An 18,315-nucleotide genomic window follows, 5' to 3' on the forward strand; every position below is an offset into this window, starting at 1 on the left:
CTTGCAAACAAACGAGATTTAATACAGCTTTTCATAACTAAAACTTATGCGAAGATATCAATGTCCCGACGCCCTCGCCTCAATCAACTGCGCACATTCGAAGCCGCAGCACGCCACCTCAGCTTCTCCCTGGCCGCCGAAGAGCTGCATGTTTCTCAAGCAGCTGTCAGCCAACAGGTACGCCAATTAGAGGATTACCTCGGTGCTCCCCTTTTTGTACGCAACAACCGCACCATTTCACTCAGCAGTGGCGGCCAAGCCTATTACCCAGCTGTTCAGGAAGCACTGGATCGGTTGGACACCATTACGGATCAATTGTTCCCCGAAAAAAGAAAACAACTGATTACTGTTCGCTGCACTCCCAGTATTGCGTCCCTATGGCTGGCGCCTCGGCTTCGTCAATTTCACGAGGTAAACCCCGATATCGACGTACACATCCGAACGCTTGATCAATTACCAGGTCAACCAGCACATCAGGAATGCGACCTGGAAATATTCGTTGGCGGACAAGACGCAAATAAAAACCCTGGTGTGCATAAGCTGTGGGATTCAGAAATAATTCCGGTTTGTTCCCCGGGATATATTGAGAAGATGCAAAATATCGGGAAAGCCGACGATCTACTGAACTGCGATTTAATTCATGTTCTCGGTTACGAAAATGACTGGCATCGTTGGTTTAGAACCTATTGCAAGGGTACCTTTAACATTCCACGGGGGTTCTCGGTCGATGGTTCACTCATCGCTCTTGAAGCTGCCTGTAGAGGAGAAGGCGTTATCCTTGGTCGACGGCCGCTTATTGACGGTTATCTGAAATCTGCGCAGCTCATAAAGATTTTTGAAAACCCTCTGCCCCTCTTTACCACTTATTTTATCAGAGGGCATAAAAAATCAGCCAATTGGCGCACGAGCAATATCCTCATTGATTGGCTTTTAGACGTTACAGATGACAAATCCGCCTAATCAAACCCAGCGCCGAACCGCTTTTTTATAGTCGTCATAGGCATCGCCGAAAATATCAGCCATAACCTTTTCTTCAAAGGCAATATACCATCGATCTGCCACCACAATAAACAATACAACAACCAGGAATGGCGAGAGAGATCCTAGATAAAGCCCAACGCCAAAAGTCGATATCGCAAAGCCCAAATACATCGGGTTTCGGCTGTATTTAAACAGCCCTGACGTGACCAGCTGATCGGGACGGTTAAATGTTTTGAGATTGGTTTTAACCTTGATGAATTGTGCCCCTGCAACAAGGGTGATAACGAGCCCGCCAGCCAAATCGATCAACCCCAACAAGTTCCAGGGATATTGCAATAACCTGATAATCGGAAAATAACTATCCAGCACAGACATAAAGGCAGCACAAATCAGAAAAAAGAATGGTGGCAACAGGCGTTGCATAATTACCTTTCAACCTCCTTGAGGTCATCATTTAGAATAACTGAGTTCAAGTAACTGGCTCTATCCGTTCTTGCGGTATGAATGTATAACGCCCCATTTTTGACCAAATCCATTGGGACACAGTTACCGTTCCAATGGCTCCCACCCCAACCATAATACCCGCCATAATTTGCAAGGGAAAATACCAGCCAATCAGGACTAATCCCCATATGTTAGCAAGTGTTAGCAAGGCTACCCATCCCGTGAACAGGTAGCCTTTGTTCCACATAAAGCAGGCAAAGAAAATTGTCGGAAGAAAAACGGGATAATCCCCCATCCAACTCGCAAACGATGCCCCTTTCATCCATAATTGACCGATATCCATCGAGACTGGTAAAGCCGCGGGATGGATCCAGCTCACAACATGATTAAAGCAAATTGCAAGCAAGACGGCCGCACTCATTCGATAAAACCATTCCAGACCGTAATGACGCCTCCGAATTAGAAGGGTCAACAATCCGCCGAATACAAACAATTGAGGCCACCAAGTAAAAAACCGCCCCCAATCAATCATCCAAAGAGCAGTATCAGAGGTCGCGTTTATCCAGATAAATAATTTTAAATCCAATTCCTGCATCAACACATCCCGCTTGATTGTTTCCAGGACAACTATAGTCGCGAAAATTTTGTGCGCGCTGTTCTAGGTCAATCCCGGATATCGCTCAAAGCAAGAAATCCTTACATGAACAATAATAAAAATGTGTTTTATAACGTGTTCCTTACGGAAAACTGACAAGTATAAATTTTAAGAAAAATATTCAAAAAGATAAGTTGCCCATATCATAATTGCAGGTAACATCGACAGGAGAACTGCAGCCGAACCGCAGTCCTTGGCCAATCCTGATAATTCGTGATGATCTAAACTCACACGATCAACCACAGCCTCTATCCCCGTATTCAGGATTTCAACAATCAGAATAAATATCAATGGAAGGGTAAGCAGTACCCAGTCCCATACCTGCGAAGATATAAAAATCGCAACGACACTTAAAGGGACAAAGAGAAGCAGTTCCTGTTGAAAAGCCCGCTCCTTACGAAAACAATGAGATAACCCCTTTAGGCTCGCATTAAAAGCGCGCGCTATTGCTCCGACATCGTTTACGGCCATCTCATCCCCCGGCACCTTAATGATTCCCAAGTAATAATTTAATCATACCAGGCATCGAAGACAACTTATTGAATTTTCTATGTAAGAAGGGGAAGTTTCAAATAGGTAAACATCACAGCTTCCCTAATTTGCTGGGATCGAGAACTTCACGATTGTACCCACTTTATGCGTTGTATTTTCGATCCATATTTTTCCCCCGTGATAATCAATCAACTTTTTGATAATGGCCAGCCCCATACCGCTGCCTTCGACTTCATCGCGAGGACGTAAAGTCTGGAACATTTTAAAAACAGTTTCTCTCATATCAATCGGGATACCAGGGCCATCGTCGATAATAGCAAAAACATGGTTATCATCTTCGACATTATGTTGAATTTCAATTGTACCGTTATCCTGATCATGATGTTTGATGGCATTACCAATAAGGTTTTGAAATGTTTGATTTAAGACAGCTGTACGAGCATTAATAGTAGGAAGGTCATAAGCAACTTCAAAGCCTTGATCTTTCACGGACAATAAATCGGTTACATCTTCTATCAACACATTGAGATCTATGGACTGTAAATTTTCCTGGTTTTGCCCAATGCGTGAATACACCAACAGGCTCGTGAGCAAGCCCTCTAATCGAAGAATTCGTCCTTTTAGTAATTCGAGATAACTCTCGGTTTCCTCATCCATGTATTCACGAATGTTCCCCTCTATCCACTCAGCCAAGGTGAATATTCCTCGAAGAGGAGCTTTAAGGTCATGTGAAGCCACGAAGGCAAACTGTTCAAGATCTGCATTGGACCGCTTTAATTCTTTGGCATATGCCTGAATAGCTAATTCTGAGGATTTTTGACTATGGATATCCTGGAGAGAACCGACCATACGAACCGGGTTATCTAATTGATCCCGCCCCGCTTGACCTCTCGCTCTAAACCACTTGTAGTCGCCCGACTTTGTTTGCAACCGTAATTCAATGTCAAAGACCTCCCCTTCATTGAGGTGCCTGTTCATCATGGAAACAGAATACTCAACGTCATCAGGATGGATAATCGAAATAAATCTATCGTGCGATGATTTGATCTCTTTGTCCCGATACCCCAAAAGATCATAGAACTGCGGTGACCAATATGTTTCATCACCTTGAATTTCAAACCAATCCCAAATACCGACACCTGATCCTTCTGCAGCTAAAGAAAACCGCTGTTCACTTTTTATCAAGTCCTGGGTTTTGGCTTTAACTTCCCGATAGGATCCAACTAACTGGTAGATATAGCTTCCAGTTACACACGACAAAAACAAAGCCCCAAAAAGAACTAACAACTCTTGAATTTGATCATTGCTTACGAATGCCCCTGGTTTGGGAACAAACGTGAATAACCACTTCCTCTGGCCAAACTCCCGTACCTGAGAGTTAGAGAACTCGGGCTCACCTTTTGAGCTCTCTCTGCTGTCATAAAGAGTTTCTGAACTCGCAACATCGGTAACGATTACATCAACAATGTCCTCAAGATTTAACCACGACTTCTCGATTAAATCACCAACTCTCAAAACAATAAGAGTAAACCCTATCAGTTGTTCTCTACGTTTGAGCCTAGTCACTGGTACGTACGCTGCGTCATTGGCGATCCAGTCTTCTTGTTCATATATTGGCAAAAACATGAGCACACCCGCTTGTGACTCTTTTTCCTGAACAAGGGTAATGCGCTGGGTCATGACAATACCGCCAGTGTCACGTGCGGTCTCTAAAGCCTTTAGACGCTCAGGGTTTGAGCCCAAATCAAATCCTAGCGCTGTTTCATTTCCCTCTAAGGGGTATACCATAAACACCGGATAATAATCCGGTCGATGAATTACCGGAACTAATCGGCTCTTACCGTCGTTCACAAGCCGCTCTGTTATTTGAAACCCGCTGTACCCTTCACCTTGAGCACGAATTTCATAACTAAAACGTTTTTTATTTGGAATTCTTGGTATCCATTCCAGCGCCTGAATTTCCTGGTGCCGTTGTAAAAGTGTGTTTGAAAATCGTTCAAATTTTTCACGATTTAAGTTGTCAGTATTTTCCACAAAGGCTTTTAGGGAAGTAAGAATATCCTGGCTTGAGAATAAGCGTTCTTCGATCGCAAAATAATGGCTGTTTGCTTGTTGGAGGAAGGCTTCTTTGCGGTTAGAAAAACTTAACTCAGTCATTAAATAATAGGGCTCTTCTCCGCTTTGTTGAGTAGAAAAAGATGCCGACCGCCAAGTAACCTGTTGATATGTATGGTTTCTGATAACTTTACATAGAGCAGGTATATGACAATCAACATCTCGCAGCATATTTTAGGCCTCAAAGGGCAACGTGTAAATGAAATTAAACTGGATGACGGCGGTGTTAAGATTGTCATTCACTGCAGCCGAGACGCGCGTAGGAGGGCTATAGACCCTGCTACAGGCCAGAAGGGAAGCATCAACCAGCATGTCCGCCGACAAGTAAACGACATCCCCCTTTTTGGGTATCCTTGTGTGGTCGAGATTGAGCTGGCGCAGGTTTATATTAACAAGGGCGAACGCCGCATTGAGGGGTGTGATTTTGTTGATAAAGGGTGCCGTTTCACTCACCGATTTTGCCGACTGATCAGTGGATTATGTCGGCATATGTCTATTCAAGCGGTTTCCAGACATTTGGATATACGATGGGAAACGGTCAAGAATATCGACAGGGCATACCTTATTGAAACTCTCCCTACGCTTGATCCTGCAGAGCTAACTGGCTTGGAATATATTGGTGTAGATGAAGTTGCCCGGGCGAAAGGTCATGACTACATGACGGTGGTCTACGATATGGTTGGCGGTCATCTGATCTGGGTTGAAGCAGGCCGAACTGCCGAGGTTTTTTCAAGGTTTTTGAAACAACTGCAACCAGATACAGCCTGCAAAATAAAGGCCGTAGCGATGGATATGGGGCCTGCCTACCAAAAGGCTGTCAGAGAGTCCTTGCCGTTGGCCGACATAGTATTTGACCGTTTCCACGTCATGAAAAACTACAGCAAAGCTATCCATAATCAGCGTCGACTTGAGTTCAGAAAGGCCGATCCAAGTGGTAAAGAGTTGATGAAAGGGACACATTATCTGTTGCTCAAAAATGCGGATAAGTTGAGTGAAAAACAAAGTGACAAGCTGCAAAGGTTGCTGGAGAGCAATAGCAACCTGAATGCACTTTACGTCTTGAAAGAACAGCTTCAGCTGCTGTGGAGTGCCGCTTCATTTGAGGCGATGGCGGAGCAACTGGAACGTTGGTGCCTGATAGCAGATCAGTCACAGATGCTCTATCTAAAAAAGTTCGCGAAATCCCTACGGAAACATTGTGTGGGCATCTGCAACTACGCCAAACACAAGCTCACAAGCGCCAGGATAGAGGCTGGTAATGTCAGTATAGGAATGATCCGTAAGCGAGCCAGAGGCATCAAGGATACCGAATACTTCAAACTCAAAATTAGACAATCATCCATTCCAGATAATCAATCTATGCTCTATTTGAAATCCTAAATCTACTCAACAAAGCGGAGAAGTGCCAATAATAGACATAAACGGAAACACCGATACCAATAAACAACACCGCTAATGGCAGGCTGTAAGAATGGCGACTGGGTATTCTAATCATTGCCAAGTGCTCACCTTATCGTTTCATTTAACTGGCCTTAAAAATATCGAATACTATCCATAATGGCGTCTGATCATTCCAAGCCATTGTTGTGGATTAGCAAGATAGCTTTCATGAGCTTGCTGAATCAGTGAGTTTTCAAATGAAGTAGGATCCTGAGCTTTACTATAGAGAAAGCCCTGTAATTCATCTTTTGGGAAAAGTGACAGCATTTCTACTTGGGAGTTCCGCTCAACCCCCTTGATAACCAACCCCAGACCGAGAACATTAGCCAGTAAAGTCATCACATTACAAATTTTCCGGCTCGACGAAGAGCTTTCAATATGCCGAACAAAGGATCTATCCATTTTGATTTTGGAAATTGGCAGATCGCTTATCCGACTGAGCGAGGAATGCCCTACGCCAAAATCATCAATCGCCCAGGTACAACCGATATCGGCTAGAGCTTCGAGCCTTTCTCGAAAATATGTAAGGTTTTCCATGAGAGCCGTTTCTGCGATTTCGAACTCAAACAAGCTCGGATCCAACCGATATTTTATAAACATTTCTTTTATATGTGGGACAAAATAATCCGACTTCACCTGCAGTGGAGATACATTTATCGACAAGGGCAACACCTCGGTTCCTGCATCAATCCAGGCTCGCTGTTGACGACAGGCTTCTTCAACGACCCAGCGACCTATCTCCAATATTTTTTTGGACCGCTCTGCGATAGGAATGAATACACTTGGGCTCACCGGATCTTGGTTTTCCCTATGCCAGCGAAGAAGGACTTCAGCACCACAAATTAAATTACTGCCAACATTAATTCTTGGCTGGTAGTGCAATTCAAATTCATTTCGTTCTATTGCCAACGCCAATCCATGTTCAATCCCGGCTACTTTTTCAATATGCTCGCCAATACTTGGATCAAAAAACTCAACTGAATTCTTCCCACTTTCCTTAGCCTTATAAAGGGCACCATCTGCGGCTCTAATAAGCTCATTTGCAGAGCGGTTTTCTTCTTCGGGAGGCATAACTGCGATACCAACAGATCCCTTGCATTGAAAAGTGTGAGCGCCAAATTTGATGGGCTTGTCAAAAACTTTGGTAATTTTCTCCTTCAAAGTCAAAATATCAGCTTCGCTTCGATAACCATTGAGCACGACACCAAATTCATCCCCTCCTAGTCGCGCGACAATATCGGATTTACGCACCGATCCTTTTAGACGACTGGAAATCTCTTTTAATAATTTATCCCCTGCGGGATGACCATAAATGTCGTTGATGTTTTTAAAATCATCAAGATCGATAAGAAATAAGGCCAAGAAAGTATTTGCTCGTTCTGTGGTCAGAAGAGCCATTTCCAGTGCGGGATCAAACTTTGTCCTGTTTGCCAGCCCCGTCAGTCCATCCGTAAAGGCTGACTTGGTTAATTTTTTTTCCTGTGTTTTTTGGGCAATACTAAAACGAACAGAACGATTTAAGAGCGCGGGAGTCAGCTCATCTTTAAGCAAATAATCAGATGCACCTGATTGGCAAGCCATTTCATCCAGTGCTTGATTATCCTCGCGCGTTAACAAAATCATCGGCGTTAAACATCCGACTTCTGTAAATTTTTGGATAAGTTCGATGCCTCGATAAGGCCCCATATACTGATCGACAAAACAGACATTATAATCGTCGATTTCGTCTAGTATTTCAGTATTAGTCGGGTCTGACACCCAACTAACGACGACATCGTCTTTTGAAAAAGCAGTGCTTAAAAGCCGTTCTGTATAAAGAAAATCAACTTTATCATCATCAAGCACCAGTACACGCATTCGGCAACCCTCCACCCCCCGGTTTCGGACTCGATATTCCCCTTACGCAAGCAAGATTATCTTAAGAAGAAAAACTTAACGACTTATAAACCTTAAGTTTATTAACGAGATTAAAAGTAATACACGCTTGAAAAGTACCTATTACTTTAGGGATGACTTTGTAACCTTGACCACAGTTTATGCATTGGTAATTTCAGAGTACGGTCTTCAGATACAACAAATGATCTGGTATAAACACGTCACAATACTAAATTTCCTTTCCTAACTATTAACCTTCTCCAGTGGTTTCATGACAACACTTTCGCTCTTCAATATCGCGACGATCACCCTCACGCTTGCCGCTTTCTTCGGCTATATAAATCATCGGTGGTTACGAATGCCGATATCCATAGGTCTTGTTGTCATTGCCTTGATTGCCTCCATTATGGTCATGCTCGTTGACCTGGCGGTCCCTCAACTCGGTATTCAATCAGCAGTTAGGCTTTCACTGGCACAGATCGATTTTCATGAAACCCTTATGAAAGGAATGTTAAGCTTCTTGCTCTTTGCTGGGGCTCTTCATGTAAATATTGAAGATCTTATTCACCGTAAATATGCCATCACCCTCATGGCGACAGTCGGGGTTTTGATCTCGACATTTTTCATTGGTTTTGCGATGTACTATGTCACAGGTTTTATCGATCTTGAGATCCCCCTGATATACTGCCTGATATTTGGAAGCTTAATCGCCCCCACTGATCCCGTCGCTGTTTTAGGCATCCTCAAAACTGTCAAAGTCCCCACCTCTCTCAAGGCTAAAATAGCTGGTGAAAGCCTTTTCAATGATGGTGTCGGGGTTGTGGTATTTACCATATTGGTTGCGATAGCTACCCAGTCATCCACTGGGGTTGGTTCTGGCGGAGAGGAAATTGGCGCCTTTGAGATGTCTCGTATCTTTCTACTCGAAGCTGGCGGAGGAGCGGTTCTCGGCCTGATCACAGGATATATTGCCTATTGGGCTTTAAAGAGCATTGATGAATATACAATCGAGGTTCTTATTACACTGGCTTTGGTTATGTCGAGCTATAGCCTCGCCTATGCCTTACATTTCTCGGGCCCAATTGCGGTCGTAATTTCAGGTCTTCTTATTGGCAACAGTGGTATGCGTTTTGCCATGAGTGAAAGCACTCGGGATCATGTGCAAAAATTCTGGACCCTGCTCGATGAAATTCTCAACGCGTCATTGTTTTTGATTATCGGTTTTGAAATTTTAGCAATATCCGAAACAACAACTAATCTTATCGCCACCCTAATTATGATTCCAGTGGTTCTCTTCGCACGATTTATCTCTGTTGGACTGCCAATAAGCCTGCTCAGTCTCAAGCAAAAATATACCCCTGGAGCCATCGCAGTCTTAACGTGGGGCGGGCTACGTGGTGGAATTTCGGTCGCCCTCGTTCTCTCCCTGCCAAACGTCCCGGAAAAAGAAAGCCTGCTCGCCATAACCTATGGCATTGTCATCTTTTCTATCATCGTTCAGGGACTAACTGTTAAAAAGGTCGTAGAGCGTTTTGTGAAGTAAGTATAAGACAGAAAAGGCAGCCATATGGCTGCCTACTGGAACGAATTGAAGCTCAGGAATCTAAAAATAACCTGGCTTACTAGATCAAAGTTCCTTGGATATTGGTTTATTACCTAGAGCCTGTAAGGCCCATTTCCCAAAATCCTGCCTCTAATCTGGTAGCCGTGGCAAAGGTTTCGCAAAGCTGCTTCCAGCGCCCAGATGATCTGTAGTCTTCGCCGAGACGTGACATAGCAACGCGCTCCAACTGGCCGTAAGCACCTGCGGCCACCTGTTGGTACTCATTACTTGAATACATATCAATCCAGGGGAGATAAGGGTTATTTTCCAAATCTTTAGTTTGCTCATCAGAAAGACGAGACCCGATTTCTGCGTAGCCCATAACACACGGGGCTAAGGCGACGAGAAGGTCGAGAATATCACCCGACATCCCCCGCTCCATAACATAGCGGGTATAAGCAATATTTGCGGCGGCTTCAGGCTCGGCCTCCAGGACAGATTTTTCAATCCCCCAGTCAGCGCAATAGCTGATATGTAATTTAACTTCTTCATTCACCAAGGCATCCATTGTTGCCGATGCCTGGCGCATGTCGTCCAGATTATCACTCTTAAAAACAGCCAGGGCATAGGCTCGCCCAAACTGAATTAAAAACAGGTAATCCTGAATAAGATAGTGCTTAAAAGCATCCTTGGATAAAGACCCATCTCCCATTGATTGAACAAAGGGGTGATAAACATAAGACGCCCAATCGGCGGGACATTCTGCTTTAAGATCTTCATAAAAGGACATAACAGGAGTTTCTTGTTAGAGGAGCCGACAATAGAATGATTGCCAGAAAGTAAAATATCGAAAAAAAAGCGATCCAAAAAATTCAGATCGCTATCAATAAATCAGAAACGCTTTAGAGAGATTCTGGTAACTTAACCTTCAGGCCATCAAGTTCATCAGACATGATCAGCTGACATCCAAGGCGGGATGTCTCGGTCAGGTTAAAGGCAAGGTCGAGCATATCTTCCTCGTCTTCAGAAACTTCGTTCAGTTTGCCATACCAGCTTGGGTCGATAACAACATGACAGGTCGCACAGGCCAGAGACCCTTCGCACGCCCCTTCAATATCGATATCATTACGTTGAGCAATTTCGAGAACTGAAAGCCCAAGAGGGGCATCAACTTCTTTTTCGGAACCGTCTGTTTCGACAAAAGTCATTTTTGGCATGCGCCAATTCTCCTAACATATCCGGGGATAAAGCCTAATGACTTTTACATGCCCCATAACATCGATCCGCTGCCGTACTTATGTCGGCTATTATTTTACATTGGCTGACTATATACGCCGCTTAAGCTAAACTTGGGAAGCGCTTTTTCTCATCCTGCCTTGTGTAAGTCTGATCGCAGCTTATCAACAGCTGTGCTCAAGAGATCAATCGCCTGATTAACCTCCCCCTCTGTCGTGAACCGCCCCAAGCCAATTCGAAGGGACGACATAGCCTGATCTTCGTTTAAACCCAAAGCCTTAAGCACATAAGACGGATCAAGATCAGCAGAGGTACAGGCCGATCCCATAGAGAGTGCCAAATCAGGAACCGACTTCATCAATTCAGCCCCGGAAATACCTTCAAAAGTAACATTTAAGTTTCCGGGAATCCTTTGTTCAGGGTCGCCATTAAAACTTACGCCATCCAATCTGGCCTTAAGACCGTCCTGGAAACGTCGACTTAAAGATGAAAGACGATCGTACTCAGTAAACATTTCTTCGTTGGCATACTGAGCTGCAGCACCAAGACCGACACAAAGCGGCGTTGCCAACGTGCCTGAACGAAGACCTCTCTCTTGACCTCCACCATCGATAAGAGGCTCGAGACGAATGCGCGGGCGTCTTCTTACGTAAAGTGCGCCTATCCCTTTAGGACCATAAATTTTGTGACCCGATATACTCATCAGATCGATCTGCATCTTGTTGACATCAAGGGGGATCTTACCAACGGCTTGGGCTGCATCAGTATGGAACTTGGCTCCCGCGGCCTTACAGATTTCTCCAATCCGGCTTAGATGCTGAATGACACCGATCTCATTGTTGACCGCCATGATAGAAACAAGTGCTGTCGCTTCAGTGACAGCGTCGGACAGAGCCTCCATATCAACCAAACCATTGATATCAACCGGGAGCCTGATGACTTCAAAGCCTTCTCGCTCCAGACGGCTCACAGATTCTAGTACGCACTTGTGTTCAACCGTAGAGGTGACAATCCGGTTGCGTACGGCTCCCTTGGGATTATCGCGAAGAAAATGTGCCAGACCTTTGATCGCCAGGTTGTTTGATTCCGTGGCGCCTGATGTAAAAATGATCTCTCTGGGGTCCGCCCCAATCACATCAGCGATTTGCTGCCGTGCCTTATCAACAACCTCTTCGGCTTCCCAGCCATAGGCGTGATCCACAGAGTGAGGATTGCCAAAACTCTCGCTAAAGAAGGGAAGCATCGCTTCAACAACCCTTGGATCTGTCGGGGTTGTTGCCTGATAATCAAGGTAGATAGGCTTTACTGATCGGTTGGCTTTCTTGTTCTGCATTACACTCATAACACCGCCCTATTCCGGCCGTTCTCCCTTTCGCTGAAATAAAGCAATCCACGCATCAGCAAAGCGGTCCAAATCATCCGGACACGAGTTCCAACCCGTCGAAATACGGATAGCTTCACCTGCAGCTTTGTCATCGGCACCCATTGCTTTGAGAACGTGGGAAGCCTGAACTTTCCCTGACGAACACGCCGAGCCTGAAGAGACCGCATATCCTTCGAGATCAAGCACCATCAACTGAGTATCCGAAGGTACACCTGGCATCGTGATTGTTGTTGTATTGGGAACACGAGGAGTTCCAGCACCAAATACGAGAGCCCTTGGTGCTGCAGCCAAGAGTTTTTGTTCCATGTCATCCCGGGCTTGAGATTTCACCTGCATATCGGGCAATCCCTCGAGGGAGAGTCTGGCAGCGACACCAAACCCGACAATACCTGATACATTTTCAGTGCCGCCCCGGCGACGTCTTTCCTGTCCACCACCTAGCTGCTGGGAAATAATCTCAAGTCCTTTCCCCAGAACCATAGCTCCAACGCCTTGGGGGCCACCAAGTTTATGTGAAGAGATGGTGGTAAAATCTATCCCGAGTTCTTCACAGTTAATTGCAACCTTTCCAGCAGCCTGCACGGCATCACAATGGACCAAAGCGCCCTTGTCATGCGCCAGCTTTACGATCGCATCAATAGGCTGCAAAACACCGGTTTCATTGTTGGCCATCATTACCGAGATAAGAGAGTTCTCCCCATCTTCGGCAAGGAGTTCTTCAAGCGCGGTTAGCTCTATATTCCCCTGATTATCCACAGGAATCTGAATGGCATTTTCATGGACCTGAAGCACCGAGGGATGCTCAATTGAGGAAACCAATATCCGGCTTCGGCCAGAACCTTTGAGAACAAGGTTATTTGCCTCCGTACCGCCAGAGGTAAAAACCACCCGGGCTGGTTTGCTTCCAACCAGCGAAGAAATTTCTGCTCGTGCGTCTTCGACGAGGCGCCTGGCAGCGCGCCCATATTCATGAATGGAAGAAGGGTTGCCTGTCTGTTTAAGGGCAGAGGTAACGGCCTCTATTACTTCAGGTCGAACGGGTGCCGTAGCATTGTAGTCAAGATAGATGGAACGGCGCATTTACGGTCTCATATCCAATTTAAGCCATGCTTATTTTCACAGCCCAATAAAACAATTGGGGCAATAGAATACTGGGTTCAATATTACACTGGGTCAAATAGATATAGGGTGTTTATTCCGCTGCTACACCATCATTTGGACCAGAAGACAAAAATAAATCTGATCCGGGATCAATACGACGTTCAATTACGTCTGCCAAGGACACATTGCTTAAATAGCTGTAGATATGATTTGAAAGCCCCATCCAAAGGTCGTGTGTGATGCAACGACTTTTATCACTTCGGCATCCTTGTGGACTTGTGGGCGTACAAGCTGTGGCCTTTATCGGCTCTTCAACAGCTTGGAAGATCTCAGATATCATGGTCTCACTGGCCTTTTTTGACATCTTATAACCGCCACCGGGACCCCGCACCGAAGCCACCAGGCTTTCCCGCCTCAACTTGGCAAAAAGCTGTTCAAGATATGAAAGAGAGATTTCTTGACGATCTGCGATTTCCGCAAGAGATACTGGTCGCTCACCTGCATAAAGAGCCAAATCGACCATAGCCATAACAGCATAACGCCCCTTAGTGCTTAGTTTCACAGCTCATCACTCCTAAACATCCGGTAACAATCTGGCCATTAATACTCGCCATATTATAACAGCCCCCAATTAAATTTCATCCCTTACGAAGGGGTCACCTTAACATTTCCCCTGTGGAGGGATATCCTCGCCAGTATTATCACTCTTATCCTTATCCTCCTTTTGTGTGAGCAGATTGGCCTGATAATCGTCCTGGCCTTCTAAAGAATTTATACGTCTGCGCAGCGATTGAACTTCATTGAGAAGCCCCTCCAGTGTGCGCGACACAGGATCAGGAACATCCCCTGTCGGCGTTCCATAGGCAACAAAAGGTTGTTCATCCACCACTGCCGGTTTCGGGTTAACCACTTTACCCGGAATACCGACAACCGTTGCACAACAAGGCACATCCTTGGTCACGACAGCATTCGCCCCAATACGGGCATTGCGCGCAACGACAATCGGACCAAGCACCTGAGCACCAGATCCAACGATTGTCCCACATTCCAATGTTGGATGACGTTTAGTTCCTCGCTGAGCATCAGAATCAACACTAGGAGCTACACCCCCCAAAGTCACGCCATGATAGAGCGTCACATTGTCGCCGATGATAGAGGTTTCACCAATAACAACACCCATGCCGTGGTCGATAAAGAAGCCTTTGCCGATTGTTGCGCCGGGATGAATTTCAATTCCTGTTACGATCCGCCCCAAATGAGACAGACATCTCGCGAGTAGTCGCCAGTCATTTCGCCACAGTTTATTGGATAGACGATGGAGACTAACGGCTTGAAACCCAGGATAACACAGCACAACTTCAGCCCGAGAACGCGCGGCGGGATCACGTGACATTGTCGCATCAATTTCAGCTTTTAATCTGTCGAACATATGTTCGTTCCTATCTCTACCTTTTACTTTCTTGAAAAAGGTATTTGGCTAAGAGCTACCTGTAGATTATATACAATGCATTGGAATCACACGGCACATCCTCTGCGATATAGTAATCTGGGTCGTTGGGGTCAAGTGTAGCAAGTGTTTAGACTAACGACACAATAGAATCTGGAGCTTATCCAGGGCTTAAGTGAAGATAGTTTAGACGGGTGAACGGCTGAAATAAAGCCTCGAAGTCAACTAAAGGGAACAGTGACTGTATGCCTGATATTATTCTTAACGGCCCGGAAGGTCGTCTTGAAGGACGCTATTTTCACAATCCGACACCAAATGCACCGATTGCTCTGATGCTTCATCCGCATCCTCAGCACGGCGGCACCATGAACAACAAAATCGTCTACACGATGTTCAACTCATTCAAAGCACAGGGCTTTTCCGTTCTGCGCTTTAACTTCCGTGGCGTGGGTCGCTCACAGGGTACTTTCGATGATGGCGAAGGTGAACTGTCAGATGCAGCATCCGCACTAGACTGGCTACAGTCCGTCAATGCCAACGCCAGCCAGTGCTGGGTATCCGGATTTTCATTCGGTGCCTGGATCAGCATGCAGTTATTGATGCGTCGTCCAGAGATTGATGGATTTATCTCCATCGCTCCTCCAGCCAACATGTTTGACTTCAGCTTCCTTGCCCCTTGTCCTTCTTCAGGATTGATCGTTCAGGGCGAACGTGACGAGGTCGTACCAGAATCCGCAACAGCGAAACTGGTCGACAAGCTGAATTCACAAAAAGGCATCGCCATCGACTATCGTATTGAACCAACTGCCGGTCACTATTTCGAGAACGAAATGGATATCATCGACAGCCACATTCAAGACTACGTCAGCCAAAATTTAGCCCCGGCTGCCGAAGAATAAACACTCTTTGAGTGATGAATAAAAAGGCCGCTGATTGCATCTGCATTTTCAGCGGCCTTTTTTAATAGAACACAGACATTCAAGCTGCGTGCAACACGCCGCCAAAACAAGGTTCGGGGACCTTTGTTGTTGTGGGCAGGGATAGCGGCAGGCCGAGCTGGCTGCGTTTGGCGAGGAATGCGAAGGCTTGCGCTTCCAAAGCATCGCCATCCCAACCAACAGTTTCCACGGGTTCTACAGATACTTTCAGCTCTTCACGTAACGCATCCATCAGCACAGGGTTATGACGTCCTCCACCAGTGACTAGCCATTGATCAGGAGATTGAGGGAGGAATGGGAGAATTCTTGCATTGGCCGCGGCGGTAAAGGCTGTGAGGGTCGCCGCGCCATCTTCAGGGCTCAAACCCTGTACCGGATCATTTGAGAAATCATAGCGATCTAACGATTTTGGCGGCTCTAGCGAGAAGAAAGTCTTGTTGAGCATTTGCGCCAACACCTTTTGATCGACCCGACCGGATGCGGCAATCTTTCCGCCTTCATCCATGGTCTGGTCAAAGTGCTTTGCCATCCAATCATCGAGAAGGCCGTTGCCCGGTCCGGTATCACAGGCAAGAACAGAACCATCTGATCCGAGATAGGTAATGTTGGAAACACCGCCAATGTTGAGAACCATGATCGGCTTCGTTATATCCATCGCCAAAGCCTGATGGTAAAGCGGAGCAAAAGGTGCCCCCTCTCCTCCAGCTGCAACGTCGGCAGAGCGGAAGTCATTAACGACGGGGATACCGCAAAGGCTGGCCAGGAGGTCGCCATCGCCGATCTGCTTGGTAATGCCGCGAGCAGGGTCATGAAAGGTCGTCTGACCGTGAAAACCGATCAGCTCAACATCAGATGCCTTAAGAGATGCTTTGCCTAAAAGCTCTTGCACAGCAGTATGATGCCAACGGGTTAAGGCCTCTTCGGCATTTGTGGTGTCTTTGCCTTCCCCCATCACCGCCTGAAGCATGGCACGTTGGTCGGCGCTATAGGAAAAACTATGAGTTGGCCCCTGCTCAAGGACACTCTCACCATCACTCTTGATGAGGGCCGCATCTATGCCATCCATAGACGTCCCGCTCATCAAACCTAACAGCCAGTCATTTTTTTTATCCGTCATGCTTCTATCTCTTATCTATACGAGCTTCTCACTACCGGGTTTTTCTCTGCCGGGCTTCTACCACTTACCAAGGTTTTATAACATTTACCGAGGCTTCATATGGCATCGAAGATTGTTTCCTTATAGGGATTGTGTTAAATCCCTGCGGCTACGGCAAGTAGAGGATTACTTTTCTGTCGTACTCTCTAATTTAATTTTGACCTTTTTCGAACTAAGCGAGACTTACTATGACCGCGCCACAAGCAACCAACTATCGTTCAGAATTCCTTCGTGAACTGAGCGCTCGTGGTTATATCCATCAGTGTACGGATATGGACGCCCTGGATTCAAAACTCGAAAAAGGTCCAATCGCAGCTTATATCGGCTTTGACTGCACAGCAGATTCTCTGCATGTCGGCAGTCTGGTTCAGATCATGCTATTGCGTTGGCTCCAGAAGTCTGGTCACAAACCAATCGTCCTCATGGGCGGTGGCACCAGTAAAGTTGGAGATCCGTCTTTTAAGGATGAAGCGCGTAAACTAATCACCGTTGAAGAAATCCAGCACAACATGGATGGCATCAAGAAGGTATTTTCCAAGTATCTGACTTTTGGTGATGGCCCAACAGATGCCGTGATGGTCAACAATGCCGACTGGCTCGATAACATCAACTACCTTGAATTCCTGCGTGATTACGGGGTGCATTTCTCGGTTAACCGGATGCTCAGCTTTGATTCCGTCAAGCTGCGCCTCGACCGTGAACAGTCCCTGTCTTTCCTCGAATTCAACTACATGATCCTGCAAGCTTACGATTTCATGGAACTGAACAAACGACAGGAATGCCTGTTACAAATGGGTGGTTCTGATCAATGGGGCAACATCGTCAATGGTGTCGATCTCACGCGTCGTGTCAGTCGTAACGAAGTATATGGCCTGACCTCACCTCTTCTTACCACTTCTTCCGGTGTGAAGATGGGCAAGACGGTCAGCGGTGCGGTTTGGCTCAACGAAGAACGCCTGTCCGTATATGATTTCTGGCAGTACTGGCGTAACACAGAAGATGCTGATGTCGGCCGTTTCCTTCGCCTGTTCACCGAACTTTCCGAAGACGAAATCAAAAATCTTGAGGCCATGGTAGGCGCCGGTATTAACGAAGCGAAAAAAGTCCTCGCCACCGAAGCAACGAGACTGTGTCATGGTTTGGAAGCGGCAGAAGCTGCAGCGGAAACCGCACGTAAAGCTTTTGAAGAACGCAGCATGAGTGCTGATCTTCCGAGTTGTGATATTGAAAAGTCACGCCTTGAAGAAGGTATCCCGGCTTTCTTACTCTGGAAAGAGGTTGGCCTCACAACCAGTAACGGGGAATCTCGCAAGCTGATCAAAGGTGGTGGCGGACGTCTCAACGACATTCAAATCAAGGATGATAGCTTGTCAATTTCTCTGGCTGACTTGAACGCCGAGGGATCCATTAAGCTGTCCGCCGGTAAGAAAAGACATATCCTGGTTAAGCCAATTTAACCTAGTCTTTCGATATTTTGTATTGAGAAAAAGGGCTGCAGATTTGCAGCC

General features: G+C 46.1%; 17 protein-coding genes. 5 read left to right on the forward strand and 12 right to left on the reverse strand.

The window, feature by feature from the left end; genetic code table 11:
* Positions 1-60: 60 nt before the first annotated feature.
* Complete coding sequence (locus ACOGW3_RS25415; RefSeq protein WP_419905484.1) at positions 61-960, forward strand: LysR family transcriptional regulator; 900 nt, start codon at positions 61-63, stop codon at positions 958-960.
* Here the strand turns inward: ACOGW3_RS25415 and ACOGW3_RS25420 are convergent, their stop codons facing one another.
* The 4 genes from ACOGW3_RS25420 to ACOGW3_RS25435 all read right to left on the reverse strand — a co-directional run bounded on the left by ACOGW3_RS25420 (position 961) and on the right by ACOGW3_RS25435 (position 4,729).
* Positions 961-1,356 carry a methyltransferase family protein gene (locus ACOGW3_RS25420; RefSeq protein ID WP_419905485.1) on the reverse strand — a complete coding sequence of 132 codons (396 nt, stop codon included), beginning with the start codon at positions 1,354-1,356 and terminating at the stop codon, positions 961-963.
* Positions 1,357-1,450: 94 nt separating this feature from the next.
* Positions 1,451-2,020, reverse strand: coding sequence for a hypothetical protein (locus ACOGW3_RS25425; protein ID WP_419905486.1), 570 nt, complete (start codon positions 2,018-2,020; stop codon positions 1,451-1,453).
* Positions 2,021-2,188: 168 nt separating this feature from the next.
* The gene (locus ACOGW3_RS25430; RefSeq protein WP_419905487.1) at positions 2,189-2,551 is read right to left on the reverse strand and encodes a diacylglycerol kinase; all 363 of its coding nucleotides are present in this window, start codon (positions 2,549-2,551) and stop codon (positions 2,189-2,191) included.
* A 123-nt stretch (positions 2,552-2,674) separates the two neighbouring features.
* Entirely contained in the window at positions 2,675-4,729 is a 2,055-nt protein-coding gene (locus ACOGW3_RS25435; RefSeq protein WP_419905488.1) for a CHASE domain-containing protein, read from the reverse strand.
* Positions 4,730-4,834: 105 nt separating this feature from the next.
* Here ACOGW3_RS25435 and ACOGW3_RS25440 point away from each other — a divergent pair, with 105 nt between their 5' ends.
* The gene (locus ACOGW3_RS25440) at positions 4,835-6,067 is read left to right on the forward strand and encodes an ISL3 family transposase (RefSeq protein ID WP_419901077.1); all 1,233 of its coding nucleotides are present in this window, start codon (positions 4,835-4,837) and stop codon (positions 6,065-6,067) included.
* A gap of 168 nt (positions 6,068-6,235) precedes the next feature.
* Here ACOGW3_RS25440 and ACOGW3_RS25445 read toward each other — a convergent pair whose 3' ends face one another.
* Entirely contained in the window at positions 6,236-7,984 is a 1,749-nt protein-coding gene (locus ACOGW3_RS25445) for an EAL domain-containing protein (RefSeq protein ID WP_419905489.1), read from the reverse strand.
* Positions 7,985-8,273: 289 nt separating this feature from the next.
* On the opposite strand from ACOGW3_RS25445, the gene ACOGW3_RS25450 reads away from it, so the two are divergent.
* Positions 8,274-9,545, forward strand: a complete 1,272-nt coding sequence (locus tag ACOGW3_RS25450; protein ID WP_419905490.1) for a cation:proton antiporter — start codon at positions 8,274-8,276, stop codon at positions 9,543-9,545.
* A 109-nt stretch (positions 9,546-9,654) separates the two neighbouring features.
* On the opposite strand, the gene tenA is transcribed toward ACOGW3_RS25450, so the two are convergent.
* The 6 genes from tenA to cysE all read right to left on the reverse strand — a co-directional run bounded on the left by tenA (position 9,655) and on the right by cysE (position 14,695).
* Positions 9,655-10,335: a thiaminase II gene (tenA, locus tag ACOGW3_RS25455; protein WP_419905491.1), complete on the reverse strand. Its 681-nt coding sequence runs from the start codon at positions 10,333-10,335 to the stop codon at positions 9,655-9,657.
* A gap of 112 nt (positions 10,336-10,447) precedes the next feature.
* Positions 10,448-10,762, reverse strand: a complete 315-nt coding sequence (locus tag ACOGW3_RS25460; RefSeq protein WP_419905492.1) for a ferredoxin family 2Fe-2S iron-sulfur cluster binding protein — start codon at positions 10,760-10,762, stop codon at positions 10,448-10,450.
* A 149-nt stretch (positions 10,763-10,911) separates the two neighbouring features.
* Entirely contained in the window at positions 10,912-12,114 is a 1,203-nt protein-coding gene (locus ACOGW3_RS25465) for an IscS subfamily cysteine desulfurase (RefSeq protein WP_419905993.1), read from the reverse strand.
* A gap of 18 nt (positions 12,115-12,132) precedes the next feature.
* Positions 12,133-13,245, reverse strand: a complete 1,113-nt coding sequence (locus tag ACOGW3_RS25470; RefSeq protein ID WP_419905493.1) for a cysteine desulfurase family protein — start codon at positions 13,243-13,245, stop codon at positions 12,133-12,135.
* 112 nt (positions 13,246-13,357) lie between these two features.
* Positions 13,358-13,828 (reverse strand): Rrf2 family transcriptional regulator, encoded by a 471-nt coding sequence (locus ACOGW3_RS25475; protein ID WP_419905494.1) that lies wholly within the window; start codon positions 13,826-13,828, stop codon positions 13,358-13,360.
* 99 nt (positions 13,829-13,927) lie between these two features.
* Positions 13,928-14,695: a serine O-acetyltransferase gene (gene cysE / locus ACOGW3_RS25480; protein ID WP_419905495.1), complete on the reverse strand. Its 768-nt coding sequence runs from the start codon at positions 14,693-14,695 to the stop codon at positions 13,928-13,930.
* Between the two features lie 263 nt (positions 14,696-14,958).
* Between cysE and ACOGW3_RS25485 the strand changes: the two genes are divergently transcribed.
* The gene (locus ACOGW3_RS25485; protein ID WP_419905496.1) at positions 14,959-15,612 is read left to right on the forward strand and encodes an alpha/beta hydrolase; all 654 of its coding nucleotides are present in this window, start codon (positions 14,959-14,961) and stop codon (positions 15,610-15,612) included.
* A gap of 79 nt (positions 15,613-15,691) precedes the next feature.
* On the opposite strand, the gene ACOGW3_RS25490 is transcribed toward ACOGW3_RS25485, so the two are convergent.
* On the reverse strand, positions 15,692-16,768 hold the full coding sequence (locus ACOGW3_RS25490; RefSeq protein WP_419905497.1) for an anhydro-N-acetylmuramic acid kinase: 1,077 nt from the start codon (positions 16,766-16,768) through the stop codon (positions 15,692-15,694).
* Between the two features lie 227 nt (positions 16,769-16,995).
* On the opposite strand from ACOGW3_RS25490, the gene tyrS reads away from it, so the two are divergent.
* Positions 16,996-18,264, forward strand: a complete 1,269-nt coding sequence (gene tyrS / locus ACOGW3_RS25495) for a tyrosine--tRNA ligase (RefSeq protein ID WP_419905498.1) — start codon at positions 16,996-16,998, stop codon at positions 18,262-18,264.
* Positions 18,265-18,315 lie beyond the last annotated feature (51 nt).

This window comes from Kiloniella sp. (assembly GCF_965205715.1).
In the GTDB taxonomy this organism is placed as follows: Bacteria; Pseudomonadota; Alphaproteobacteria; order Kiloniellales; family Kiloniellaceae; genus Kiloniella.

Coding starts and splice junctions, on each gene's coding strand:
- ACOGW3_RS25415 (WP_419905484.1), top strand. CDS start 61: ATGTCCCGACGCCCTCGCCTCAATCAACTGCGCACATTCGAAGCCGCA.
- ACOGW3_RS25420 (WP_419905485.1), bottom strand. CDS start 1,356: ATGTCTGTGCTGGATAGTTATTTTCCGATTATCAGGTTATTGCAATAT.
- ACOGW3_RS25425 (WP_419905486.1), bottom strand. CDS start 2,020: ATGCAGGAATTGGATTTAAAATTATTTATCTGGATAAACGCGACCTCT.
- ACOGW3_RS25430 (WP_419905487.1), bottom strand. CDS start 2,551: ATGGCCGTAAACGATGTCGGAGCAATAGCGCGCGCTTTTAATGCGAGC.
- ACOGW3_RS25435 (WP_419905488.1), bottom strand. CDS start 4,729: ATGACTGAGTTAAGTTTTTCTAACCGCAAAGAAGCCTTCCTCCAACAA.
- ACOGW3_RS25440 (WP_419901077.1), top strand. CDS start 4,835: ATGACAATCAACATCTCGCAGCATATTTTAGGCCTCAAAGGGCAACGT.
- ACOGW3_RS25445 (WP_419905489.1), bottom strand. CDS start 7,984: ATGCGTGTACTGGTGCTTGATGATGATAAAGTTGATTTTCTTTATACA.
- ACOGW3_RS25450 (WP_419905490.1), top strand. CDS start 8,274: ATGACAACACTTTCGCTCTTCAATATCGCGACGATCACCCTCACGCTT.
- tenA (WP_419905491.1), bottom strand. CDS start 10,335: ATGTCCTTTTATGAAGATCTTAAAGCAGAATGTCCCGCCGATTGGGCG.
- ACOGW3_RS25460 (WP_419905492.1), bottom strand. CDS start 10,762: ATGCCAAAAATGACTTTTGTCGAAACAGACGGTTCCGAAAAAGAAGTT.
- ACOGW3_RS25465 (WP_419905993.1), bottom strand. CDS start 12,114: ATGCAGAACAAGAAAGCCAACCGATCAGTAAAGCCTATCTACCTTGAT.
- ACOGW3_RS25470 (WP_419905493.1), bottom strand. CDS start 13,245: ATGCGCCGTTCCATCTATCTTGACTACAATGCTACGGCACCCGTTCGA.
- cysE (WP_419905495.1), bottom strand. CDS start 14,695: ATGTTCGACAGATTAAAAGCTGAAATTGATGCGACAATGTCACGTGAT.
- ACOGW3_RS25485 (WP_419905496.1), top strand. CDS start 14,959: ATGCCTGATATTATTCTTAACGGCCCGGAAGGTCGTCTTGAAGGACGC.
- ACOGW3_RS25490 (WP_419905497.1), bottom strand. CDS start 16,768: ATGACGGATAAAAAAAATGACTGGCTGTTAGGTTTGATGAGCGGGACG.
- tyrS (WP_419905498.1), top strand. CDS start 16,996: ATGACCGCGCCACAAGCAACCAACTATCGTTCAGAATTCCTTCGTGAA.